Consider the following 25,017-nt stretch of genomic DNA (forward strand, 5'->3'; position numbering starts at 1 on the left):
CATGGTTTGCCATCGTTCAGCTCACGCAGGCTGGCAAACCTTCCACATTATACCGATTTGCAAGATTCCTTCGCAGATAAACGGCGAAATAGGATAACTAATCAGCCAGCTGCTTTTCGCAGACATGCCACCAGTTGTTTCCGGTGCCGCGCGCGTATTCGCAGCCGACGCAGGGTTTCGTGCAGAACTCGGCGCTTCGCATTTCGTCGGGGAACAGGTTGTGCCCGTCGTAAGGGGTGCGCGGCAGCTCGGGGTCGGCCTGCTCCATGCCGCGGATGAACATGGAAGCCATCTGCTTCATGCCCAGCGCGGTGGGGTGGGTTCCGTCGATGGCGTCGTAGTCGTAGCCGAACGCCTGCATGTCCACGAGATAGCAGTTGTCGGCGTCGCTGGCGGCAGCGCGGATGATCTTGTTGTACTCATCGACGCAGATGCCGCGGAACCAACGCGGGGACGTGGGGCGATGCGCGCCTTTCACGCGCCCGGGAAGGAGCGTGGAGACCCAGATGCGGGCGTTCGGGTATTGGGCGTGCATCGTTGTCAGCATGCGGCGGTAGGATTCCTCGAAGTTGGCAAGGGTTCCTTCGGGGGCCATGCCCGCCACCTTGCCATGGTCCGGGCACTCGGCCGCAAGCTTCGGCGGAGCGGAAGGCGTTGCCGCGCAGATCTGCGCGTACCCCGAGCCCCAGCCGTAGTCGTTGATGCCGATATGCACGAGGATGTCATCGGGGGTACGCCCGTCGGCCTGCAGGTGCTCGATGCGCTCGGCCGAGGCGCCGACGGGGAAGTCGCGGCCTTCCACCACGCAGCCCGACCAGGACGCGTTGGCCAGGAACTGTCCGTCGAAGTGGTCGATGACCTGACCCCACCAGGTGTCGTGCGGCGTTTTCACGCCGGTGAGCTCAAGCTGCTCGCCTTCGAAGAACACGCGCCAGCCTTGCGGCAGGATGCCCTCGAAGGAGCTGATGGAGTCTCCGTATACGGAAAACAAACGTGTCATGCGGTGATAACCCCCCTAAATCGAATTGACGTGAACATGGTATACGCTTCATGCGCATATGGGGTCAAGACGCAAAGAAAGCCCACCTCGCAATGAGGCGGGCTTTCCGGTTGCAGCCTATAACTTGGCGGTTATTACTTCAGCTTCGCGTTCTGGAAGTACAGGCCGGTGGTCGGGCTGGGCTCGAAGCCTTCGATAAGGCCGGCCCAGTAGCCGGTGACGACCTTCTTGTGGAACAGCGGGTACAGCGGCACTTCCTCGGAGATGATGTCGAAGCACTTGTTGTACGCCTCCTGGCGCGTCTTGGCATCGGTGGCCTTGCGAGCCTGGTCGAGGTACTCGTTGAACTCCTGGCACTTGCCGTCGCCGGCCTTAGCCCAGCAGGAACGGCCCTGGCACCAGTCGGTGTTCTCGCCGTAGAACCAGGCCAGATGCACGTCGGCGTTCGTGCCGAAGCAGGAGACGTCGCCGGGGGCCAGGAACACGTCGAAGGGCAGGATCTCGTCGGTCTTGGAAGCGGCCATGGTGGGGTAGGGGGCAGCCTGCACGTCGAGCGTGACGTTCATGCCGACGGCCTGCAGGTCCTGCTGGATCTGAGCGGACAGGTCCTTGATCCAGTTGTCGATGACGAGCAGCTTGACCTCGAGGTTCTCCTGGCCGGCCTCCTTGAGCAGGGCCTTTGCCTTCTCGGGATCGTACTTGTAGACCGTGGATGCCTCGTGGTAGGCCGGGTTGTCCTTCGGCAGGTAGGAGGTCAGCGTCTCAGCGTTGCCGCCCAGCTGGTTCTTGATCAGCTTGTCGTAGTCGATGGCGTAGTGGAAGGCCTGACGGACGCGCTTGTCGTTGAAGGGCTCCTTCTGGCAGTTGAACATCAGGAAGCCGATGCCGTAGCTGTCGACGCTGTCGACGGTGACGCCTGCACCGACCAGCTGGTCGATGTTGGAGAACGGGATGTTCTCGCCGGCGATGGCGGTACCCTCCTGCAGGGCGGTCACGCGAGCGGTGTTGTCAACGCGCACGAGCCACTGCATGGCGTCGGCGGAAGCCGGCTTCGGGCCGTTGTACTTGGGGTTGGGGACGAAGTTCAGCTCGCCGCCATCCTCGCCGTTGCACTCGCCGAAGGCCCATGCACCGGAGCCGGTCGGCGGGGTGGTCATGGTCTCCTTGGTGATCTCGGCAGCCGGGAACACGCGGCACAGGGACAGGCGCTCTTTGAGCTGCTTGTCGCTGTCGACGAACGGGTAGGCCAGCGTGAAGGACACGGTGGCGTCGTCCTTGGCGGCGACGGTGTCGATGAAGGATAGCATGTCCTTGTAGGTGGCGTTGGCCTTGTTGGCCTCGATGACGGCCACGACGTCGGCGGCGGTCACGGCCTCGCCGTTGGAGAACGTGGCGCCTTCGCGCAGAGCGACCTCGTACTCGGTCTCGGAGACCTTGACGGGCTCGCCGGCGGCCAGGGCGGCGTTGGACTCGCCGGTGAAGTAATCCAGCTCGTAGAGGCCCTCCAGGCAGTGCTGGATAGCGGGCAGCATCAGAGCGGAGCTTGCGCCGATGGGGTTGTAGTTAGCGTTCTTGTAGCTGCAAGCAGCGGTGATCACACCGCCGGTGTTGGCAGCGGAGCCGCTGGGCTTGCCGCCCTCGGAAGAGGAGCTGCTGCCGCAGCCGCTCAGGGCCAGGCCGGCCGTTGCGGCGGCAACGGCGCTGCCCGCCAGGAAAGTGCGGCGAGACAGAGAATACTGCTGTTCCATGGGATTCCCTCCGTTCATCTGTCGAGGCGGTTTTTCGCCCCGAGCCTGCGCATGCGCCTTTCGCGCACGCACTACAGCAAACACGATGCATTATCCCTGAACGGGCTTCGAAAATAAAGAAGGGGTAAAGGTTTTACCCGGCCGTTACGGGGGAACCCCCTCGTGCGCAGGGCGTTTCGGGAGGGTCCTCGGAAGGGCTTGCCGGCGGCGGGCGGTTGCCATGGCGGGGTGAGCGGCAAGCGCGCCGGTCCTGGCGAGCGGGAGGGCCCCGTCTGATCGAGACCGCTTGCCGAGAGCATCCGCCCCACGCCTGCTCGGAGTTAATCCGTGGGGTTTCGGCGCGTCGAGGCTGCTAATATAGGCGCATTGTACGGCCAGACGATGTTTCCGATCGCGCCGATCGGGGATAGCCTTAGGAGAAGAAATGACGAGAGAATTCAAGTCCATGGACGGCAACACCGCCGCAGCGCATGTCTCATATGCGTTCACGGAGGTTGCCGGCATCTATCCCATCACCCCTTCCAGCCCCATGGCCGACCTGGTCGACCAGTGGTCGGCGGCCGGTAGGGAGAACATCTTCGGCACGAAGGTGAAGGTGTGCGAGATGCAGTCCGAGGGCGGCGCCGCCGGTGCCGTGCACGGCTCGCTGGCCGCCGGTGCCCTGACCACCACCTACACGGCTTCCCAGGGCCTGCTGCTCATGATCCCCAACATGTACAAGATCGCAGCCGAGCAGCTGCCGAGCGTGTTTCATGTCTCGGCCCGTACCGTTTCCACGCACGCGCTGAACATCTTCGGCGACCACTCCGACGTCATGGCCTGCCGTCAGACCGGCTTCGCCATGCTCGCCGAGGGCAACGTCCAGGAGGTCATGGACCTGTCCGCCGTCGCGCACCTGGCCGCCATCAAGGGCCGCGTGCCGTTCCTGAACTTCTTCGACGGCTTCCGTACCTCCCATGAGGTGCAGAAGGTGGCCGTGTGGGATTACGCCGACCTGGCCGACATGTGCGACTTCGACGCCGTGAAGGATTTCCGCGACCATGCGCTCAACCCCGAGCGTCCGCGTATGCGCGGTAGCCACGAGAACGGCGACATCTTCTTCCAGAACCGCGAGGCCTGCAACGGCATCTACGACGCGCTGCCGGCCGTGGTGGAAGAGTATATGGATAAGGTCAACGCCAAGCTGGGCACCGATTACAAGCTGTTCAACTATTACGGCGCCCCCGACGCCGAGCGCGTGATCGTCGCCATGGGCAGCATCTGCGACGTGGCCGAGGAGGTCATCGACTACCTGACCGCCCAGGGCGAGAAGGTGGGCCTGGTGAAGGTGCGCCTGTACCGTCCGTTCGTCACCGCGAAGTTCTCCGAGGCGCTGCCGGCAACCTGCAAGAAGCTGGCCGTGCTCGACCGTACCAAGGAGCCCGGCGCCCGCGATCCGCTGTATCTGGACGTCGTCAACGCGCTCATGGTCGAGGGCCGCGAGGGCATCAAGGTCTCCGGCGGCCGTTACGGCCTGGGCAGCAAGGACACGCCGCCCGCGTCCGTGTTCGCCATCTTCACCGAGCTGGCCAAGGACGAGCCGCGCGGCGAGTTCACCATCGGCATCGTCGACGACGTCACCGGGCTGTCCCTGCCCGAGGATGCGTCCGCTCCCAACACCGCAGCTGCCGGTACCATCGAGTGCAAGTTCTGGGGTCTGGGCGGCGACGGCACCGTCGGCGCGAACAAGAACTCCGTCAAGATCATCGGCGACCACACCGACAAGTACGTGCAGGCCTACTTCCAGTACGACTCGAAGAAGACCGGCGGCGTGACGATCAGCCACCTGCGCTTCGGCGATTCGCCTATCCGCAGCAGCTACTACATCAACAAGGCCGACTTCGTGGCGTGCCACAACCCCAGCTACATCACGAAGAACTTCCCGATCGTCAAGGACGTCAAGCCCGGCGGCACGTTCATGATCAACTGCCAGTGGACGCCCGAGGAGCTTGAGGAGCACCTGTCCGCCGAGGCCAAGCGCTACATCGCGGCCAACGACGTGCAGCTCTACACCATCAACGCCATCGACCTGGCCCGCCAGATCGGCATGGGCAAGCGCACCAACACCATCCTGCAGTCCGCCTTCTTCACGCTGGCGAACATCCTGCCTGCCGAGGACGCCGTGCGCTACATGAAGGACGCCGCCACGCGCTCCTACCTGAAGAAGGGCCAGGAAGTCGTTGACATGAACCACCGCGCCATCGACGCGGGCGCCACGGCGTTCGTGAAGATCGACGTGCCCGCCGCCTGGGCCGATGCCGAGGACAACGCCGAGGTCGAGCATCTCGAGGGCCGTCCCGAGCTGGTCAAGCAGGTTCGCGAGATCATGGAGCCCGTCGGCCGCATGGCAGGCGACTCCCTGCCGGTCTCCGTGTTCGTCGACCATGCCGACGGCCAGTTCGAGCAGGGCGCTGCCGCCTACGAGAAGCGCGGCGTGTCCGTGTCCGTGGCGAAGTGGGATGCCGAGAAGTGCACCGAGTGCAACAGCTGCTCGTTCGTGTGCCCGCATGCCTGCATCCGCCCGTTCGGCCTGACCGACGAGGAAGCCGCCGCCGGCCCCGAGGCCATGGCCGTGCTTCCCATGAAGGGCAAGCACAAGGAGCTGAAGTACACGCTGGCCATCAGCCCGCTGGACTGCATGGGCTGCGGCGTGTGCGTCAAGGCCTGCCCGGCCGACGCGCTGACCATGGTCGGCGTCGAGGACGAGATGGCTCAGCAGGACGTGTTCGAGTATTGCGTGAGCAAGATCGCCGACAAGCCCGAGATCGAGGGCACCACGCTGCGCGACAGCCAGTTCAAGCAGCCCCTGCTCGAGTTCTCCGGCGCCTGCGCCGGCTGCGCCCAGACGGCTTACGCCCGCCTGATCACCCAGCTCTATGGCGACCATATGTACATCTCCAACGCCACCGGCTGCTCTTCTATCTGGGGCGGTCCGGCTGCCACCAGCCCGTACACGGTCAACAAGCAGGGTCACGGCCCCGCATGGTCCAACAGCCTGTTCGAGGACAACGCCGAGCACGGCATGGGCATGAAGCTGGGCTATGAGGCCGTCAACGGCATGCTCGCCGCCGACGCCGCCGTCCTGGTGGAGGCCGGCGCCGCCGCCGAGGCCGCCCAGGCTTGGCTCGACGCCCGCGGCGACAAGGCCGCCAGCCGTCAGACCGCCGACGCCCTGATCGCCGCTCTGCCCGAGGTTGCCGCCGGCGAAGGCGCCGCAGCCGAGGCCGCGCAGCGCATCCTGGACCACAAGGAGTACCTGGCCAAGAAGTCCGTCTGGATCTTCGGCGGCGACGGCTGGGCCTATGACATCGGCTACGGCGGACTCGACCACGTGCTGGCATCCGGCGAGGACGTGAACATCTTCGTGTTCGACACCGAGGTCTACTCCAACACCGGCGGCCAGGCTTCCAAGGCTTCTAACATCGGCCAGGTGGCGCAGTTCGCCGCCGCCGGCAAGGACGTCAAGAAGAAGTCGCTCGCCGAGATCGCCATGGCGTACGGTTACGTGTACGTGGCCCAGGTAGCCATGGGCGCCAAGCCGGCCCAGACGCTCAAGGCCATCACCGAGGCAGAGGCGTATCATGGCCCGTCCATCATCATTGCGTACTCCCCGTGCGAGATGCACTCCATCAAGGGCGGCATGAGCAACTGCCAGACCGAGATGAAGAAGGCCGTGGACTGCGGTTACTGGAACCTGTTCCGCTTCAACCCGGCAGCAGAGGCCGGCAAGAAGTTCACGCTGGACTGCAAGGAGCCTGCTGGCGGTTACCAGGAGTTCCTCATGAACGAGGCCCGCTACAGCCGCCTGACCCGCGAGTTCCCGGAGCGCGCCGGCGAGCTGTTCGAGCGCAACGAGAAGGCCGCCATCGAGCGTTATGATCACCTGGTGCGCCTGAAGGCCATGTACGACGGCGAGTAGTTCGTCCGTCCAGCGCGGCGCCGCGTTTCCGCTGGCAAGAGCTTTGCTGCGGGATGTCGGGAGCGTGCTGAGGCTTTCGATCGTGCGATAGATCGGTTTCGGAAGGCCGGTCGTCCGAAAGGGCGGCCGGCCTTCTTTGCGCTGCGGCCGGGACGATCGGCGAAACTTCGGGTAAGTCCCATGTATGGGACCGAAGGCGCTCAGGGGGTGCGCTAGAATGTCGGGCATGGATACTTCTATTGCATATGATGTGGTGCTGCTGCCGGATACCGATCGGGCGGTGGCGTATAGGAAACGGGCTGCAGACAGCGGTTGTTCGCTTATGGGCGTGACGGTTGCCGGGTTCGGCGCTTGGGTTCGCGACCTTTGGGAACTCTACGGTGATGGCAGGACGTTCGTCTCGCGTCTTGAGCGCGAGGCGTTGCTGCGCGCGGCTTGCGAGCGGGCTGCTGACGGCGACTGCGTTGATCTGGAAAGCGACAAGCGCGCGCAGCTTGATGGTGCTAGCGGACGATGCGAGTTGGCGGAAGGTTGCATCGCGGAAGGCGCCTGCGCGTTGGTCGGAAATGGCGAAACGGAGGCGCTCGGGCTCGATCGCGTCGCGGCAGCTTGCGTTGCCGCCGGCGTCGGCCTGCCTGCCTTCGATGCGGCGGTGCGGGATGCGCAGCAGGGCGTGCTGGCGGGTGCTGGCGCGCTTGAGGGCGTGACTCGCGCGGAAGTGCCGGTGCTGCGGATGATCGGGGGATACCTTGATCGGTTGGCGCAACTGGGGCTGGTGGAGCCTGGGCAGGCTCTGGCTCTGCTCCCTGAGCTTCTGCCGCAGCGCCCGTTGCACGTGCTGTTGGAGGATGCTGCTCCGCTTACCCCTGGCCAGGAGGCGTTTTTCTCCGCCTGTCCGTGGATGGGCGTGGAGGTTCGCGCCGCTTCGGGAAGCCAGGGTCCTGTTCGCGCGCCCGAAGGCGTGCGGGTTCGCTTCGCGTTCCCCTCGGGGCAGTATGCCTGGCCGGCCCTGCTGGCGGATATCGTGCGCGATGCCCTTGGCGCGGCTGCGGGCCGAGGGGCGGCGCCGGCTGCTGCGGCCGGTCCGGCTGCCGGTGATGACGGTGCTTCCAGCTGCGAGGACGCTTCCGGCAGCGCCGACGGCTATCGAGATGGGCGTTTGGCCTGGTCGCAGGCCGCTGTCGTGGTGGTTGCGGCCAAGAATCCGGCGGTGCTGTTCGGGCGCGTGGCGCCGGCGCTTGTTCGCCAGGGCCATGTGGCTGCCCTGCGCGGGCGGCGCCGCTTCGCGGACACCGCTTTCGGCAGGGCCATCTGCTCGCTTCGCCGTTTCCTTGACGAAGGGCAGGCGTGCGGTGTCTCGCATATCGAAGGATACGGGGATATCGCCCCGACCGATGTGGAGCGCTGGGATCGCGCCGACCTGGCCGATTGGGCGCTGTCGCCGTTTTCCGGGATGACGAAGAAGGCGGCGTTCAAGCTTGACGCCGATATGCGCGCCGATCGCACGGCGCGGCGGTCCGACCTGCGCGCCCGTCTTCGCGGCGACAACCCGATGTTCGCGGCGATGGAGCGGCTTGCCTTGCAGCTGGATGCGCGAGCAGCAGCCGAGCTCGAGGCTGCCGTGCGGCGCATGACGAACCGCTCGGAGGCGTGGCGCGCCGAGCAGATTGCTGCATTGCGCGCTCTGCAGCGCGCCGCCGACGCCGCCAAACTAGCGGGGCTGGGGGCGGACACAGCGTTCGACCAGGCAAAACGCTTGAAAGTCAACGTTTCACGCATCGTGGCGCCGCGCGGTTGCGACGGCGCCGCCCTTGGTGCGCCCGATGTGCTGGTGACCGATCAGAACACGGCGGCGTCTTTGGGCAGCGGCTCGTGCAAGGTGCTCGTGGCGGCAGACTTGACAAGCGCCGCCTATCCGGCGGCCGATCCCGAGGACGCCTCCCGGGTGCTGCTCGAGCATCTTGGCGTGGAGCGTGCCGATTCGGCGCTTGCCCGCATGCGCCGTGCGTTCTTCGCGCTCGAGCACGCTGCAACCGATCAGCTGATCCTCGAGCGCTGCCTCAACGATTCGTCCGCCGACCCCACGTACCCTTGCGTGGTGCTGGAGGAGTTCGTCGACTGCTATCGGGACGATCCCACGGCCACCGAGGATATCGATAACCCGTATTCGCTTCCCGAGCGTCTGCAGGACGGGATGCTGCTGCGCGGTGAAGATGCCTTGTGCGCCAACGATGCGCTGTCGGATGCGCCGGCGCCTGAAGCGGCGCGCATCGAGCCGCCGCTGACGGGTGCGGTGTCGCCTGAGGCGCGTTCGCTCGTGGTACTTCCGCGCGTGCTGCAGGGCGGGCAGGTGCTCGACGAGCCGTGCCTTTCGCCTTCCCAGATCGAAAGCTATCTGGAGTGCCCGTACAAGTGGTTCGCTCAAAGGCGTTTGCGCCTGGACGACCTGGACGAAGGATTCGGGCCGCTTGAGATGGGCGACTTCGCGCACAACGCGCTGCACAGCTTCTATAAGCATATGTCCGAGGACCTGGGTGAGGCGAAGGTGACGCCGCAGCTGCTTGCGCAGGCGCGGGAGCTCATGGCCGACGTGCTTGCGCGTCATAAGGCGCTGCAGCCGCATCTTCGCCAGTCGGAGAACCGTTTGATCCCCACGTCGCAGGTGGAGCATCGGGAGCTTGCCGAGCTTGAACACAAGTTGATGGACTACCTGGACTTCGAGGCTGAGCTTCTGCCCACCTTCGCCCCGAAGTATTTGGAGTACGACGTGGCTTGCGGCGGCGCGGTGGATTACGCGGGCCACAAGCTGCTGGGCACGGCCGACCGCATCGATGTGGACGGCGAAGGGCGGTGCGCGATCATCGACTACAAGGGCTCGATTTCCGGGTCGTACGCGCTCGGCGTGCGCGAGGAGGGGCGCCTGGGCAAGGTGCAGGCGCTCATCTACGCCCAGGTGGTTCGCCGTACGCTGGGCTTGGAGCCGGTGGGCGCGCTGTACGTGTGCTACGGGCGGCGCAAGATGATTTCGGGCGCCTACGACGGGCGCGTGATAGAGAACGCCCACCTGCCGAACATGCGCCATAAGGATTGCATGTGCGCCGACAGGCCGTTTTCCGATGTGCTCGACGAGACGGAGGAGGCGGTGGCCGCGGCGCTCGAGCGCATGCTGGCAGGCGATATCCGTCCGCGCCCGGAAACGCCCGAGGCGTGCAAGTGGTGCCCGGTCTCATCGTGTTCGGAAAGGAGGGGATAGCCATGGCGTTGACCATCGGCCAGGAAAAGTGCGTCAACACGCTGGACAAGCCGTTGGCGGTGAGCGCCGGCGCCGGCAGCGGCAAGACGTTCACGCTCACGCGCCGCATCGTGCATGCGCTGGAAAGCGGGTATTTGACCGATATCGACCAGGTTTTGGCCATCACCTTCACGTCGAAGGCGGCGGGCGAGATCAAATCGCGCGTGAAGGGCGCGCTGCGCGCCGGCGGCATGACCGAGCAGGCGCTGAAAACCGATGAGGCGTGGATATCCACCATCCATGGCATGTGCTCGCGCATCCTTCGTGCGCATGCGCTTGAGCTGGGGCTCGACCCCGCATTCAAGGTTGCCGACGAGGCCACGGTGAGAACGCTTCTGGATGCGTCGCTTGAGGAGGTGCTCGGCGGCAGGGACGACCTGGTCACGGTTGCCGAAGGCGTTTCGTCGCAGCGCCTTGATGCGCTGTTCGCATCGTTCGACGTGCACCCGGCCGGTCCACGTACGGCGTCGGTCGAGGGGATGGTGCGGCAGCTGGTCGAGGCCGCCTCGGCGCATCCCGACGGCATGGCGTCGGTGGTGGCGCCCCCTGAGGCGCCGAGCCCGATCAAGCTGCTGGCGCAGCTGGTGGACGTCGCCGATACCGCGTATGCCTTGGCCGACGGCGTCAAGCCTGGTTCCACGCGCGACAAGTTCCTGGCGGCAACGCAGGATGCGTTGGAGGGCGCACGCGAGCTGATCGGACGCGGCTCCGACGGGCTGACGTACCGGCGCGTGCTTTCGGCCATGAACGGATTTCTCGTTCCCGGTCGTAACTTCGGCAAGAACACGCCGTATGGCGAACAGGCCGCTGAGCTGGCGGAACAGTACTGCGCCATCGCCGCGCAGGCGCGTTGCGGGCTGGTGCAGGAGCAGCTGGCTACGCTGATCGATGTGGCGAAGTCGGTCGCGGACGCGTTCGCGCGCCGCAAGCGCGAGGCGGGGTTGCTGGACAACAACGATTTGCTGGCCTTCGCGTCCTGCGCGTTTCGCGACCATCCCGCCATCCAGGCGGCGTACGCCGATCGCTTCAAGCTGGTGATGGTGGACGAGTTCCAGGACACCGATCAGCTGCAGGTGGACATGATCAAGCGCATGGCCGGGGAAGGTTTCTCGCGCATGTGCACCGTCGGCGACGCGCAGCAGAGCATCTACCGGTTCCGTGGCGCGGACGTGTCGGTGTACCGCCGTCATCTGGAGGATGTGCGCCGCCGCAACCCCGAGGGCATCATCGAGTTGCCCGACAACTTCCGCAGCCACGGGGATGTGCTGGCGCTGTGCGACCGCATCTTCGAGCAGCCGCAGGTGTTCGGCGCCGAGTTCATGTCGTTGGCGCCGGGGCGCGAGGAATCCAAGGTCAAGCGCCCGTTTCTGCCCGATGGCCCCCGCGTGCAGGTGCAGGTGACCGTGACCCCGTCGCGCGGCGTGGCGTCTGCGGATGCGGCGGCGGTGGCGGCGCGGCGCGTGGCGAAGTCGTTCTCCGAGTTCGCGGCCGCCGGGCACAGGCCGGGCGACATGGTGGTGCTGCTCGGCGGCATGGGCCGCGCGAACGTGTATGCCGAGGCGCTGCGGGCCGAGGGGCTGCCGTGCGTGGTGGCCGGCGGCTCCATCTTCAACCGTGCGCCCGAGGTGGCGCTTATGGTTCGCCTGGCGCAGGCCATCGCGAACCCGAAGTGGACCACGGCGCTGTTCGAGGTGCTCTCGAGCGAGCTGTTCGCCCTGTCCGCCGATGATCTGCTGGAGCTGTCCACGGGTATGGACGAGGAGCGCGGCATTCCTCGCAGGCGGGCGTTCGACCAGGGCTTTCGCCATATCGAGCGCAAGGTGGCATCGGGGTGCGCGGTCTCGCCGGCGCTTGCGGCGTGCGCAAGCCTGATGCGCCGAGCGTCCGAGCAGGTGGGAAACGTGGCGCTTGCCGACATCATGCAGGGCATCGTGGCCGATTCCGGGTGGCTTGCGCGCCTTGAGGAGGCCGGTCCCGAGGGGTTGGCGCGCGCGGGGAACGTGTACAAGGCCATCCGCATGGCGCGCGATATCGAGGCGGCTGGCGGCATGGGGCCCGCGGGCGTGGCCGAGGAGCTTGCGCTGCGCGTTGAGCTTGCCAAGGAGGCGCCGGGTGCGCTGTCCGCCGAAGGCGGCGATTTCGTGCGCATCATGACCGTTCACGCCAGCAAGGGCCTTGAGTTCCCCATCGTGGCGGTGGCCGAGCTGCGAGACGATGCGGCGCGGTCGCAGGCGTTGGAGTGCTGCTCGATCGAAGGGCGCACCTACGTGTCGCTCGACGGCGGCCATGTGCTCGAGCGCTTGAAGGAGAAGACCTCCTCGTTGGTGGCTAAGAGCGGGTCGTACCAGCCGTTTTGCGAGTTCGACGACGAGGAGCTCGCCGCCATGGTCTCGCGTAGCCAGCTTCCCGCTGATAGGCGTGCGGCCATCAAGCTGCACGAGGAGCGCGGCGAGGCCGCCGAATCGCGGCGCCTGCTCTACGTTGCGCTTACGCGCGCGAAGGAGGCCCTCGTGGTGTCTATGCGCGGCAAGTCGTCGAAGGTCGACGCCACCGGCTTGTCGAAGAGCTGCTGGGGCGATGTGCAATCGGCGCTGGTGGGCGAGTGCTGCGCGTTCGAGCCGGGCGTGAGCATGTTCGACTTCGGCGGGCAGCGGCCGGCGCACGTGGAATGCATGCACCTGACGCCGGCGGATGTCGAGGAGCTGCTGGGAGGTGCGGCCGGCGTTGCGGGCGATGCCGCGGATGGCGTGGAGTTGCAGGTTGATGGCCGTCCGGGCGTTGATGAGGCTGCGGCGGGCGTTTCGCCCGACGGCTTTGCGGCCGATGGTGGATCGGGCGTCGGCGAGGCTGCCCTCGGCGGTTGCCCCGCCGACGGCAAGCCGGGCATGATCGCCCTTCCCGTGGTGAGGCCCTACGAGCCCGAGCGGGGCAAGCCCTATGAGAGTGCGCGGGCGGGTATGTTCAGCTATTCCTCCATCGCCGAGGATGGCGGAGGGTTCGTCGACTTCTCCGTGGAAGATGCGGCCGACGATGCCTCCAGCGCCTCGCTGGGCGCGCGCGACGCCGATGCGGCCACAAGCTTGGGAACGGCGTTTCACCGCTTGGCGCAGCTTGCGGCGTTGGCTTGGCGGCCGGGTTGCGCCTTTGAGCGTCCGGACGTTGTGCGCCAACGGGCGTTGGAACGTTCGTGCGGGCTTTCCGCCGAGCAGCGCGATCGCTTGGATGCGGCGCTTGAGCGGTGGTTCGCCAGCGATATAGCGGCGCGCGTGGGCGTATGCGAGAGCGTAAGCGCCGAGGCGCCGTTCCTTGTTCGCGTGGACGGCCCTCGCGATGCGGCCTACCTTGAGGGCGAGATCGACCTGCTGGCATGCGTCGCCCCCGCCGGCACGCGCGAGCAGTCGGCAGGCAGCGCGCTGGTGGTTGACTACAAGACCGGCGGCTCGCCTGCCGAAACCGCCGAGCAGCTGCACGAGAAGCATCTGCTGCAGGCCACATGCTACGCGTATGCGGTGTTGATGGAGGGATATGCGCAGGTGGAGTGCGTGTTCGTGCGCGTCGAGCAGGACCGTGCCGACGCGCCTGGGCAGCCGCAGACGGTGTCGTATCGTTTTGATGCGGCCGATGCCGAAGAGATGGGCCGCGCCCTTGCGCGGGCGTATCATGGGCACGGTCAGCTGTAGGATTTGAAGGGACGTTTGCGTGAACATCCAGATTTTCGGCACGAAGAAAAGCTTCGATACGAAGAAGGCCCAGCGCTACTTCAAGGAGCGTCGCATCAGCTTCCAGTTCATCGACCTGAAGGAAAAGGGCATGAGCAAAGGCGAGCTGCAGTCGGTGGCCAATGCCGTCGGCGGCCTTGACAAGCTGATCAACCCCGACGCCAAGGATGCCGATACCGTGGCTTTGCTGCAGTATCTGGCGGCGGACCAGAAGTTCGAGAAGGTGCTCGACAACCAGCAGGTGCTGTGCGAGCCGGTGGTTCGCAACGGCAAGAAGGCCACGGTGGGCTATCAGCCTGATGTGTGGAAGGGCTGGGAGTAAATCGGCTTCGTCAGTGCCTGAGGGCATGCTGAGGTGCTGCTATGGCAAGCACGTTGATCGCCGCTTACGCGCGCCCCTGTCGGAAATGTGCTGGCAGCCAGCGTGAAAAGGTCTGGCTGCCATCGTGAAAAAGCCTTCTATTCCTGTGTTCGAGAAATAGAAGGCTTTCTTGTGCATACCGGTTTCGGGATGAGGTGCGACGCGCGGAGACGAGGAGGCTGCCGGATCGTCGCGCCGGTTTGCGGCTAGCGCCTTGCGTGCTTTCCGCGTGAGGCTTTGCCATAGTCGGCGAACGCTATCGTGTGGTAAACGGCAACCAAGGCCGCGCCGAGCAGGATGCCGCCAAGGATGTCGGTGGCCCAGTGAACGCCCGCCATGGCGCGTGCGGCGATGATGCCCACCATGCCCGCGGCGCAGATGACCAGGGCTGCGGTGCGAAGGCCGCCTTCTCGGATGCGTTGCACGGCCTGGATCATGGCCGTTCCGCACATGGTGACGGCCAGCAGCGTGTGCGACGAGGGGAACGACGGCTCGCAAACGCCGTCTTCCAGGATGGGCCGGTTGTTGGGCGAGATGCAGTTGAATAGGACGTACAGCACCAGCATGGCGCCGTAAACCCCCAGCAGCAGCCAAAGGTCGCGGTCGATCCCGCCTCGGCTGCGGGAGCGGATCAGCTGCTTGCAGCCGACTATCACGAGTATAAGCGCGCCGACGGCCGGAACGATGAGCAGCGCATTGGACAGCTTCTCCATGAGGTCGCTTTGTCCGAGGATGGCGCGGGCATCAAGGTTGAAGGTGGCAAGGCCCACCAAGCTGCCATCGCCTGCGATAGGCTGGCGGTCTACGAACACCAGCGAAACCGTGAGCGCGGCGAACAGCGCAAGGAGCACGCTGGCGGCGATCGCGGAGGCGTGCGCGGTAGTGCGGTTATGCATGAAAACTCCCATCTGGCCTTCGAATATAAAGAGATGGTAAAGCCGAACGCATCCGGTATGGGGTCAACCGCTCGATTTCGAGGAATTCTGCAGAAAGCGAAATGGGAGGGAGAAATTCTGCCCGGCGCGCTCGGCTAGACGAGATTGCTGGCGAACAGGCAGGCGTGGTTGCCTTGGGCGGCGTTTTGCTTGAAGCGTTGCACCAGCTCAAGGCGCGATCGGGTGGATGTCGCCAGCGGTTGGGGAAGGGCATCCGGGGCAAACCAGCCCACTTCAAGGCTCTCGTCATCGGCGACGCGGGGCTGCGCGTTGCCGTCTTCGCGGGGACGGCAGAAGAACAGCAGGTCCATGTATTGGCATTGGTCGCCGTTGGCGTAGGTGACCATATACGGGGACGACTTCACGCTGACCAGGCATACGGGCTCGATGTCGACGCCTGTTTCCTCGAGGGCCTCCCGCACGCAGGTATCGGCCGGCTCTTCGGCGGGTTCCACGATGCCGTAGATGAGCGCCCACTGCCCGGTGTCGGCACGCTTGCCCAGCAGGATGCGGCCCTGGCCGTCCTCCACGTAGGCGGTGATGCCGGTGAGCCACAGCGGGTCGTTGCCGATCTTCGTGCGCAGGTTGGTGATGAATTCGGGCGTTGGCATGGGGCGTTCCTTCCAGATGCCGCGCTGCCCGCCGGTTGGGCGGGCAGTCGGGATGAAGCGGGGTTGGCGGGGCGTTGCGAATGGGCCCCGATATGGTGTTGTGGACGGCGGCTACACGAACTTCACGGCGGTGCCGTAGGCCAGCATCTCGATGGTGCCGGGGTTGATGGAGCCGCTGGAGAATCGCATGGCCACCACGGCATCGGCGCCGAGACGCTCGGCCTCGGCGATCATGCGGCCCTCCGCCACGGTGCGGGCTTGGTCGGTCATCTCGGTGTACGACTTAATCTCGCCGCCCACCAGCTCCTTCATGCCTGCCATCATGTCGCGGCCGATGTGGCGCGAGGTGACGATGTTGCCGCGTACCAGTCCGAGGACCTGGACGTTTTGGCCGGGTACCACGTCTGCGGAGGTGACGATCATGGGAGGCTCCTTTGCGTTTGGGGCGGATGCGATGGTGCGCGTGCGCGCGCCGCGTGCTCGCTCTATTGTATTGCAGCCCTGTGGGCGCTGCTTGCTGTATTGTACCGCAGCTCTGTGGTCGCGCTGGGGCCGTGCATGCTCGTCTGCCGGCCAGGTTGCGCCTTCGGCTTTCGCGGCATTTGCCGCCTATGTGCGCATTTGGCCAGATAGGGGCCTTGCCGGGGTATCGTGGCAGGCGTATCTTTAACCTGCATGAGAAGTTACGGCTTGGTAACCTTGCGATTGGGTCCGGGTGTTGCGCTAGCTTTCGGCGACAACGTCAAGCGACGCTTAACTGGAAGGAAAGGGATCTGACATGTTCTGCCCCCATTGCGGAGCCTCGGTCAAAGACGGTGACGCGTTCTGCTCATCGTGCGGCAAGGCTCTAAACTCGGTGTCCGGCGGCAACGCGCCCGCTTCGGGCGCTGCTTCAGCCGGCAACGCTTCTCCGAAGAAATCCATCGGCGACATCCCGACCATTTGGGTGGTCGTGGCCATCGTCGCCATAGCCGCGGCGCTGTATTTCCTGTGGCCTGGCGGCGACGACGCCTCGGATGCGGATTCAGGCACCGTCCAGACGCCGACGACAGTGCAGCAGCCTGCGGCATCAAGCCAGCCCGCAACCGCCTCGTCGGAGCCGAAAAGCCCGTTGACGATGTTCGTGTCGCAGGTGGACAATTCCGCGTATCCGCAGGTCACCTTATATACGAAGATCGCCGACCAGGCGGGTTCGACGCCAAGCGGCCTTGACGCGTCGCAGTTCACCGTCACGGAAACCGATTCGTCCGGTTCGCAATATGCCGCCACGGTGGAACAGGTGGTCCCGCTTGCCGTGGGCGATGCCATGAACATCAACCTGGTGGTCGACCAGAGCGGGTCCATGAGGGCGCGCAGCAAGATGGACAGCGCCAAGAAGGCGGCAAGCTCGTTCGTCGACGAGATGGTGAAAACCCAGGGCAATGTGGCCGAGATCACCTCGTTCAACGATTACGTGTACAATCGCCAGCCGTTCACCTCGAGCGCCGCGCTGCTCAACAGCGCCATCGATGCGGTATCGCCTACCGGCGAGACGGCGCTCTACGACGCGCTGTACTGGGCGCTGCAGCGCACGAACCTGAAATCGGGCTCGCGCGTGGTCATCGCGTTCACCGATGGCGAGGAGAACGGCAGCAATTGCAGCTTGAACGACGTCATCACGCTGTCCCAGCAAACGGGTATCCCCGTCTACATCGTGGGCGTGGGCGGCGATGTGAACCGCAGCTCGCTGCAGTCGTTGGCGTCAAGCTGCAACGGCGCGTACTACGATGCGGCGTCGGACGATTTGGCGCAGGCGCTTCGCCAAATCTACCAGTCCATCTATGACGATCAGCGCTCCATGTGCCGCGTGGTGTTCACCTCCACGTGCCCCGGCAGCACCTCCGCCACGCGCACCGTGCTGCTCAGCTGCTCGGATTCGGGTCCGTTCGCAGGGCAGATCTCGCATACGTATGTGCCCGTGACCAGCATCTCCTCCTACGATACCAGCGTGAGCTCACAGGATTACGTGCTGCCCGGCAGCGCTTCGAAGTACTACTCGCGCTCCGAGCTGGAGAAGATGTCGCTGTGGGAGCTCTACCTTGCGCGCAACGAGATATTCGCGCGCCACGGCCGCGGCTTCAAGAACCAGGACCTGACCGATTACTTCGCCACGAAGCGCTGGTACACGCAGACGTACACGCCCGAGGAGTTCGACGCCATATCCTCCTCGCAGCTCAACGACTACGAGCTGAAGAACGTGCAGACCATGTACGAAATCGAGCAAAGCCGCAATTCCCCGTATCTGGAGACGGCGGAGTAGGCTGGCGCGAAATCGGCCGAGACGAGCAAGGCCCGCGGTTTGCGCCGCGGGCCTTGCTGTTGCTTGGCTTGCTGTCCGGGCCGTGCCGGGCCTTACGAGTTCACCCAGGCGCGGATGCGATAGCGCACGCCCAGCTCGTCGCAGATGCGCTGGCAGGCGGCTTCGTCCTCGTGGCTGATGGTCGTCTCCACGGTGGTCATCACGACGTTGGGCACGTATTTGCGCACTTCGCGGGCGAAGTCGAGCATGCCCGGGAACGCCTTGTCGCCGAAGCGGCTGCGCACGATGGCGGCGTACTCGTCGGCATTGGGGGTGTTCAGGCTGATGGAGACCGTGTCCACGATGCCCTCGAACTCCGGCGCGATATCGCGGCCGCAGATCAGGCTGCCCTGGCCGTTGGTGTTCACGCGCACGGGCAGGTTGTAACGGCGCTTCACTTCGGCGGCCACGCGCTTGAGTGTGTCGAAGGCGCAGGTAGGTTCGCCGTAGCCGCAGAAGACCACCTCTTCGTAGCGGCTCATGTCCTGCTCGTCGAACGCGGCCATGACCTCCTCGAAGGAGGGCTCGTGGTCGAGCCACAGGTTGTTCTCGCCGCCTTCGCCGTCCTGGCCCACGCCGTCGGCGGTTTGGCGGATGCAGAAGGTGCAAGCGCAGCTGCAGCGGTTGGTCAGGTTGACATAGAGCCCGTTGTGCACGGGGTATACGATGGTCTCGGCTTTCGTTTTCGCCATGATGAGCCTCTTTCGCTTGAGGTGGGGGGCGAAGGTCGCGATGCGGTTCGCCTTCCCGTTTCCGTTTAGGGTACGCCTTAAGGTGCGCCTGCTGCAAGGTGCACGTCCTCGGCCGGCGCGCGGTGCGCGATGCTAGCGCAGGTTGCGCAGCTCCTCCTCGATGGGCAGGCCGTCGGTGCGCGGCAGGTCCATGTCGATGGCGCGCTCGACGCAGGTGCACACGAAGTGCGAGGCCTTCTCCACCGACTTCTCCAGCGGCACGCCGTTGACCGCGTCGGCGATGAGGATGGCGGAGAACACGTCGCCGGTGCCGGAGCGCTGCCCGCCTAAGCGCGCGGTCTGCACGGTGAAGGACGTGCAGCCCCGCTCGTAGCACACGTTGGCTACGCGGTCTTGGAACTCCACGCCGGTGACCACCACGCGCGCAGGACCGGTTTCCGATAGCTGCTGGGCGATCATGGCGGCATCTTCGCAGGTCATGTCCTTGCTGAAGGGCACGCCTGTCAGGATGCACGCTTCGGTGAGGTTCGGGGTGATGATGTCGGCCTTCGCCGTGAGCTCGGCCATGCGCTCGCACATCTCCGGCGTGTAGGTGCCGTAAGGATGGCCTTCGTCGCCCATGACGGGGTCGACCATCACGATGCAGTCGGGGCCGCCGAACTCATCGATGAACTCGCTGACCACCGCGATCTGCTCCGCCGAGCCCAAAAAGCCCGTGCAGATGCCGCGGAACCTCAGGCCGAGCTTGCGCCACTCGCGGATGTGCTCGCGCATGTAGGGCGTGAAATCTTGGAAGCTGTAGCTGGGGAAGCCCGTGTGGTTGGACAGCACCGAGGTGGGCAGCGCGCAGCATTGCACGCCAAGCAGGGAGATGACGGGAAGCTGCACCGCCACCGAGCATCGGCCGAAGCCGGTGAAGTCGTTGATGAGCGCGATCTTCTTCTGGTTGTTGTGGTTGGGCAGGGCGGTGTCGGCGGGTTCGATGGTGCTCACGGGGCGTCTTTCCTAGGTGATGTTTCCTGATGCGCACATTATAAGGGAGTTCTGGGTGGGCCTGCGGCTGGTGGTGCAGAATGCCTGCGGACTCCGTTTTCGCCGGTGAGGTTCGGCCGGGGGAGGCGCCGGGAAGGCGCGGTTTAGCTGCCTACCAGGTCCATCGCGTGCAGGGCGAAGTTTCGCACTACGCGATGGCGCGCGGTTTCGCGGTCGTCGCGCGTGACGATGCAGATGGGGATGCGCGGGTCTTCGGCCGGGTCGATGGGGATGAGCGCGGTCGCGAGCTTCGCCTTCCTCAGGCGGTTCAGCACCACGCTGAAGTAATACCCTTGCTTGATGGTGATGTGCGCCAGCGCGTCGGCGGCGGTCGTGATCTGGTTGACGTTGCTCACCAGGTGAAGCTGCTTGCAGGTGACCAAGATCGAGCTATTGAACGAATCGTAGACGCCGGATTCCCCCGCCGGGTATTTACCCAGGTCGGCAAAGGTGACGAACTCCTTCGATGCAAGGGGATGCGTGCGCGCCACGGTGATGCCGGTGGGAAGGGATCCCATGGGGGTGCACGTGCAGCCTTGCCTCTCGTATTTGCCGATGGTCACGAGCGCGTCGTATTCATCGGGGTCGATGCCGCGCGCCATCTGCTCGCGGCTTGCCAGATCGAACGTGATGGGCATACCGGTGTTGCGTTGGAAGAACATCGACCACGCCCGGCGCAGCTGATCGTCGCCGTCGAAGGCGGGCGAGCAAAGGGCCATTCGGAACGGCGCCAGGCTTTCGGTTCGGGCAGCCCGCCGCCGAAGGACATCGTTTCCAGGTCCGTGTACGCCCTCGCTGCAACCTTGGCCTTCTGATAGAACGCGCGGCCTTGCACGGTGGGGCTGACGCCGCTGTTCGTGCGATCGAACAGCTTCTGCCCATATTCCCTTTCCAGGTCGCTGATGGCCTTCGACACCGCTTGGGCTGAGACGTTGTGGCCTCGCGCCGCCGTGGAGATGCTTCCCTGCTCATATACGGTGACGAAGTACTTAACCTGGTTGATGTTCATGTCGGGGGTGCCTCAGCTGGTTCGGGATCGGGGTATCGAACCAAATGATACCCCTTCTTGGCGGAAGCGGGTGCTATTTCGCGATGCTTGAGGTGGGGCCGCGAAAAACGGCATCACACGGCGCGTGCGTTGCAGGGCGGTGGGATGAGGGGATAGGGCGTGGAAACACCTCCCCCTCAACGAGCGATTGAAACGGGCGGTTCCGACGGCTCGGGTACCGCGCGCGAGTAGAATCGAGGCTCTATGGGAATCGCGCGGCGCCTGTTCGGGGCGCAAGGCGTTTCCGGAAAGGAAAGGGGACCGTATGGGGAGCGTTTTCAAAGCGAGATGGGCGGTTTGCCTGCTTGCGGTGTGCATGGCGGCGTGCGCGTGCCTGCTGGGCGGATGCGCCGCCGGGGAAGCGTCCGGCGGCGTGCTCAAGGTCGGGGTACGCGCCGATGTGGTGGGCTTCAGCTCCTATAACGAGCACACGGGGAAGTTCTATGGTGCGGAAGTGGATATCGCCGAGGAGCTGGCGCGTCGCTTGGGCTATGCCGGCGCGGAGTTCACGGCGGTCACGCCCGAAAGCCGCGAGGAGATGCTGCAAAGAGGGGCGGTGGATTGCCTGATCGCATGCTACTCGGTGTCGGATGAGCGCTCGGAGCTCTTCGATTTCTCGCCCGAGTATTGCACCGACTCCATCATCTTGGTGGCGCAGGACACCTCGCTTATCAAGGGCATCGACGACTTGGGCGGATGCACCTTCGGCGTCATGTCTGGCGCGAACACGGCCCCACAGCTGGCCCGCCATCTTGCGGAGGTGGGCTTCAGCGACGGCAAGCAGCTTTCGGCATCTTCGGATGGCTGCGATGCCGAATACGACACCTGGCATCTGATGATGTATTCCAGCTATCAGGAGCTCTCTGACGCCCTTGAATCGGGCGAGGTGGACGTGATGGCGTGCGACGGGGTCATCGCCAAGGCGTATCTCAACGACGAGCGCGTCATCTTGCCCGGTTTTTCCATCGACCCGCAACGTTATGCCGTCGCCACGCAGAAGGGCAGTGCGCTGTCCGGTCGCGTAGGGGACGCCGTCAGGGGCATGGTCGACGACGGCACCGTCGCCGCGATCATCGACGCATGGGATTAAGGATAAGGAGGCAGGTGCCGTGATGTACCGTACGAAGGGGAAAGCCGTCATCCTGGCGGTGGCGATAGCCGTCAGCATGGTGGTCATGGGCATATTGCTCAACGGCATGCAGGAGCGTTTGCAGCTTGAGAGCCTCGACCACGAGATCCGCCAAGAGGCGGCCGAGCTGCCCGGCGTCTTGCAGGCTGCGGCCGATGAGACGGTGGGCAACGAGGAGACGTTCGACGCGATTTACCAAAGCAAGGCGGAAAGCGTCGCCTTCATGGCGCGCAACGACGTCGGGTTCGAGGCATCCGATGCGAAGATGCGGGAATACAAGGACCTGCTGAAGGTCGACAACATCATGGTCGTCGCGCGTGACGGGCAGGTTGTGGCGAAGGCCGCCGATACCAAGGCGAACTTCGCCTACGACAGGTTCAATGCTTTACGGGTGACGTTTGATACGGGCAAGGCCTCCGATGCGGTGGAGATCGAGCTGCCCGAGCGGGGATGGCTGGAGCGCTATTACGCGTGCGCGCTCGACGACGATTCCATGGTGGTCATCGAGAACAGCCCCTCCGAGCTGCGCGAGCTTGTCGATGGCACTAGCTCGACCGCCAGCGTGCTCAAGGATATGACCGTCGGGCGCAACGGCTACGTCATGGCGGTTTCCGCACGGGATTATCTGGTCACGTACAGCCCCGATACCGCCGTGGTGGGCGCCGACGCCCTTGAGGCGGGGCTTGACGTCTCGGAGCTTGAAGACGGCAACTTCTTCCATGCCGAGTTCAATGGCGAGGCGCTGTACTGCGGCGTGTTCCAAATCGATGATGCGTATTATCTGTACTGCGTCCCCGAGGCGGATCTGGCGGGTTCCCGCGCGATCACCGTCGGCGTCATCTTGTTCGTGTTCCTTGCCGTGATGGCCGCCGTGGCCTTGTACGGCATCTTCGTGATGCAGGAGGGCTTGCGCGCGGGCGCGGGCGAGGGGAGCGTCTCGTTCGGCGGATACCGCTACAACAAGGCCATCGGCAAGAAGGCCATCGTGCTTTCCATCGTCGGGTTCCTGGCGATCGTCGGCGTCGCCTTCTATATGCAGACGTTGTTCGCCTTGTCCAGCCAGGCCGTGGCCAACGGCCAGCGTTGCGCCGAGGTCTCCGAGACGCTGGCGTCGAACACCAAGAGGGCGGACGTGCTGGAGGACCAGTATGCGCAGCGTTATCTTGACAAGAACCACCTTGCCGCGTACATGATCGAGCGAAACCCCGAGCTGGTCTCCCATGGGAAGCTGGTCGAGATGGCCGATGCGCTGCAGGTCGCCTATGTGTACGTGTTCGATGGCAACGGGAACATGACGGCGTCGAACACCTCGCAGCGCAGCTACAGCCTGTCGAACACCTACGGCGATTCGTCCTATGCGTTCCGCAGCCTGTTGGCGGGCAAGGACGAGTTCATCCAGGAACCGTCGGTCAACGCATCGACGGGCGAGGTGGACCAATGGCTGGGCGTCGCGCTTTACGACGATAGCGGCATAGCAAGCGGCCTCGTGCAGATCGGCGTGCGCACGTCGAATCTGGCGACGCTGATGAAGAGCCTGCAGATCGACCATGTGCTCGACGGCGTGAAGGTGGGTTCTGAGGGATTCGCCTTCGCTTTGGGCAAAGAGGACGACACTGTGGCGTATTATCCGAACGCCAAATACATCGGCAAGTCCGCCGAGGAGCTGGGCTTGGAGAAGACCCAGATCAAAGACGGGTTCTCAGACTACATCACCGTGGGCGGCGAGCGGTATTTCGCAAATTGCACCGAGCTTGCCGACTATTACCTGTTCGTTGCCGGCCCCGAAGGCGAGCTGATGGCCGAACGCGGCCCCCTTTCCGTGGCCACGGGCGTCATCGCGCTGATCTGCCTGCTGTTCGTGTTCGCCGTGCTGTCCCTTGAGCATCGCGCGCAGGGCGAGCCGGGCGAGCAGGGCCGTCCGTCGGCGCGAAGGGGGCATCGCGGCTCCGATGCGCGCATGGTGAACGTGGTCATGGCAGATGGTCGCACGAAGCGCACGGAGAGCGCGGTCAGCCGCTGGCTGAACGGGTCCATGGCCTGGAACGAGAAGTCCCCCGAGCAGAAGCTGGCGACGGTGATCCGCTGGTTTGCGGGCGTGGGCGTGTTCTGCGTGTTCCTGGCGGTGGTGTTCGGCGACAGGGTCTTCTCGTCGGATTCGGTGTTCGCCTACATCCTGGGCGATGACTGGGAGCGCGGCGTGAACGTGTTCGCCGTCACGGCGTCCATTATGTACGCATGCGTGGCGATCACCGTGGCGACGATCGCGCAGTGGGTGCTGCGCCTGCTGTCCGACGTGCTGGGGACGCGCGGCGAGACGGTGTGCCGTTTGCTTTCAAGCGTGGTGAAGTACGGCATGGTCGTGTTCATGCTGTATTGGTGCCTTGGCGTGTTGGGCGTCGACACCGCAACGCTTCTGGCTTCCATGGGCATCATCACCTTGGCGCTGTCGTTCGGCGCGAAGGACCTTATCACCGATATCCTGTGCGGTCTGTTCATCATCTTCGAGGGCGAGTTCCGCGTTGGCGACATCATCCAGGTGGGTAGCAGCACCGGCACCGTCATGGAGATCGGCGTGCGCACCACGAAGATCAAGAACGGGGCCGGGGATGTGCTGGTCCTGCGCAACAGCGGCATATCCAACGTGGTGAACAAGACCAAGCTCGACTCCTATGCCAACGTCGATGTGGTCATTCCCACGGGCGAGAGCCTGCCGTACGTGGAGAACGTGCTTTCGCGCGAGCTGCCGAAGGTGGCCGAGCGCGTGCCCGAGATCTTGGACGGCCCGTTCTACAAGGGCGTGGTCGAGCTGACCGATTCGGCTATGACCATCCGCGTGGTGGCGACATGCTCGGAGACTGATCGCGCGGCGCTCGAGCGCAGCTTGAAGCGCGAGATGAAGCTGCTGCTCTCGCGCAACGATATCGCGCCGTACCAGCTGACCTGCGAGCACGACGAGGCGGAGCCGACGGCCGATGAGCTTATGGAGAACGCCGCGCAGCTCAAGGAGGCGGATGCCTTCAGCGAGCAGCAGGCCAACGCCGCGCGCAACGTCGGGAACGACGCCCGCAAGTAGCGCTTCCCCGTGCTGCGGCGTTGGGAAAACCGCCGAGAGCCCCGGAACCGTGGAGAAAGCAGGGACGGGTTTCCATAAAAC

The 25,017-nt window shown here is 64.8% G+C and carries 16 protein-coding genes; 7 read left to right on the top strand and 9 right to left on the bottom strand.

Annotated features, from left to right (window positions below; genetic code table 11):
• Positions 1-97: 97 nt before the first annotated feature.
• On the bottom strand, positions 98-1,000 hold the full coding sequence (locus SFHG_RS02405; protein ID WP_042432942.1) for an SGNH/GDSL hydrolase family protein: 903 nt from the start codon (positions 998-1,000) through the stop codon (positions 98-100).
• Between the two features lie 134 nt (positions 1,001-1,134).
• The gene (locus SFHG_RS02410; RefSeq protein WP_042432943.1) at positions 1,135-2,748 is read right to left on the bottom strand and encodes an ABC transporter substrate-binding protein; all 1,614 of its coding nucleotides are present in this window, start codon (positions 2,746-2,748) and stop codon (positions 1,135-1,137) included.
• Positions 2,749-3,172: 424 nt separating this feature from the next.
• Between SFHG_RS02410 and nifJ the strand changes: the two genes are divergently transcribed.
• From nifJ to SFHG_RS02430, 4 genes are all read left to right on the top strand, one after another.
• Positions 3,173-6,706: a pyruvate:ferredoxin (flavodoxin) oxidoreductase gene (gene nifJ, locus SFHG_RS02415; protein WP_042432946.1), complete on the top strand. Its 3,534-nt coding sequence runs from the start codon at positions 3,173-3,175 to the stop codon at positions 6,704-6,706.
• Positions 6,707-6,932: 226 nt separating this feature from the next.
• A complete protein-coding gene (locus tag SFHG_RS02420) occupies positions 6,933-9,959 on the top strand; it encodes a PD-(D/E)XK nuclease family protein (protein WP_148514786.1) in 3,027 nt (1,008 codons plus the stop codon).
• 2 nt (positions 9,960-9,961) lie between these two features.
• On the top strand, positions 9,962-13,678 hold the full coding sequence (locus tag SFHG_RS02425) for a UvrD-helicase domain-containing protein (RefSeq protein WP_042432949.1): 3,717 nt from the start codon (positions 9,962-9,964) through the stop codon (positions 13,676-13,678).
• Positions 13,679-13,697: 19 nt separating this feature from the next.
• Positions 13,698-14,039 (top strand): arsenate reductase family protein, encoded by a 342-nt coding sequence (locus SFHG_RS02430; RefSeq protein ID WP_042432952.1) that lies wholly within the window; start codon positions 13,698-13,700, stop codon positions 14,037-14,039.
• A gap of 245 nt (positions 14,040-14,284) precedes the next feature.
• Here the strand turns inward: SFHG_RS02430 and SFHG_RS02435 are convergent, their stop codons facing one another.
• The 3 genes from SFHG_RS02435 to SFHG_RS02445 form a co-directional block, all read right to left on the bottom strand.
• Positions 14,285-14,974, bottom strand: a complete 690-nt coding sequence (locus SFHG_RS02435; protein WP_042432955.1) for a phosphatase PAP2 family protein — start codon at positions 14,972-14,974, stop codon at positions 14,285-14,287.
• Positions 14,975-15,108: 134 nt separating this feature from the next.
• Positions 15,109-15,624 carry an NUDIX hydrolase gene (locus SFHG_RS02440; protein ID WP_042432958.1) on the bottom strand — a complete coding sequence of 172 codons (516 nt, stop codon included), beginning with the start codon at positions 15,622-15,624 and terminating at the stop codon, positions 15,109-15,111.
• Between the two features lie 111 nt (positions 15,625-15,735).
• The gene (locus tag SFHG_RS02445; RefSeq protein WP_042432961.1) at positions 15,736-16,047 is read right to left on the bottom strand and encodes a YbjQ family protein; all 312 of its coding nucleotides are present in this window, start codon (positions 16,045-16,047) and stop codon (positions 15,736-15,738) included.
• Positions 16,048-16,402: 355 nt separating this feature from the next.
• Here SFHG_RS02445 and SFHG_RS10065 point away from each other — a divergent pair, with 355 nt between their 5' ends.
• On the top strand, positions 16,403-17,923 hold the full coding sequence (locus SFHG_RS10065) for a YARHG domain-containing protein (protein ID WP_052297772.1): 1,521 nt from the start codon (positions 16,403-16,405) through the stop codon (positions 17,921-17,923).
• 92 nt (positions 17,924-18,015) lie between these two features.
• On the opposite strand, the gene SFHG_RS02460 is transcribed toward SFHG_RS10065, so the two are convergent.
• The 4 genes from SFHG_RS02460 to SFHG_RS10345 form a co-directional block, all read right to left on the bottom strand.
• Positions 18,016-18,654, bottom strand: coding sequence for a TatD family nuclease-associated radical SAM protein (locus SFHG_RS02460; protein ID WP_042432964.1), 639 nt, complete (start codon positions 18,652-18,654; stop codon positions 18,016-18,018).
• Positions 18,655-18,786: 132 nt separating this feature from the next.
• Positions 18,787-19,647: a pyridoxamine kinase gene (locus SFHG_RS02465; protein WP_202898043.1), complete on the bottom strand. Its 861-nt coding sequence runs from the start codon at positions 19,645-19,647 to the stop codon at positions 18,787-18,789.
• Positions 19,648-19,790: 143 nt separating this feature from the next.
• Positions 19,791-20,324 carry a LysR substrate-binding domain-containing protein gene (locus tag SFHG_RS02470; protein ID WP_162096554.1) on the bottom strand — a complete coding sequence of 178 codons (534 nt, stop codon included), beginning with the start codon at positions 20,322-20,324 and terminating at the stop codon, positions 19,791-19,793.
• Entirely contained in the window at positions 20,246-20,695 is a 450-nt protein-coding gene (locus tag SFHG_RS10345) for a LysR family transcriptional regulator (RefSeq protein WP_081468888.1), read from the bottom strand. Before SFHG_RS10345 ends, SFHG_RS02470 begins: the two co-directional genes overlap by 79 nt.
• Positions 20,696-20,999: 304 nt before the next feature.
• Here SFHG_RS10345 and SFHG_RS02475 point away from each other — a divergent pair, with 304 nt between their 5' ends.
• Both SFHG_RS02475 and SFHG_RS02480 read left to right on the top strand, forming a co-directional pair.
• Positions 21,000-21,824, top strand: a complete 825-nt coding sequence (locus tag SFHG_RS02475; protein WP_042432972.1) for a transporter substrate-binding domain-containing protein — start codon at positions 21,000-21,002, stop codon at positions 21,822-21,824.
• Between the two features lie 22 nt (positions 21,825-21,846).
• Positions 21,847-24,936: a mechanosensitive ion channel domain-containing protein gene (locus SFHG_RS02480; protein ID WP_042432975.1), complete on the top strand. Its 3,090-nt coding sequence runs from the start codon at positions 21,847-21,849 to the stop codon at positions 24,934-24,936.
• Positions 24,937-25,017: the final 81 nt, after the last annotated feature.

Origin of the sequence: Senegalimassilia anaerobia JC110, assembly GCF_000236865.1 — a bacterium.
GTDB lineage: Bacteria > Actinomycetota > Coriobacteriia > Coriobacteriales > Eggerthellaceae > Senegalimassilia > Senegalimassilia anaerobia.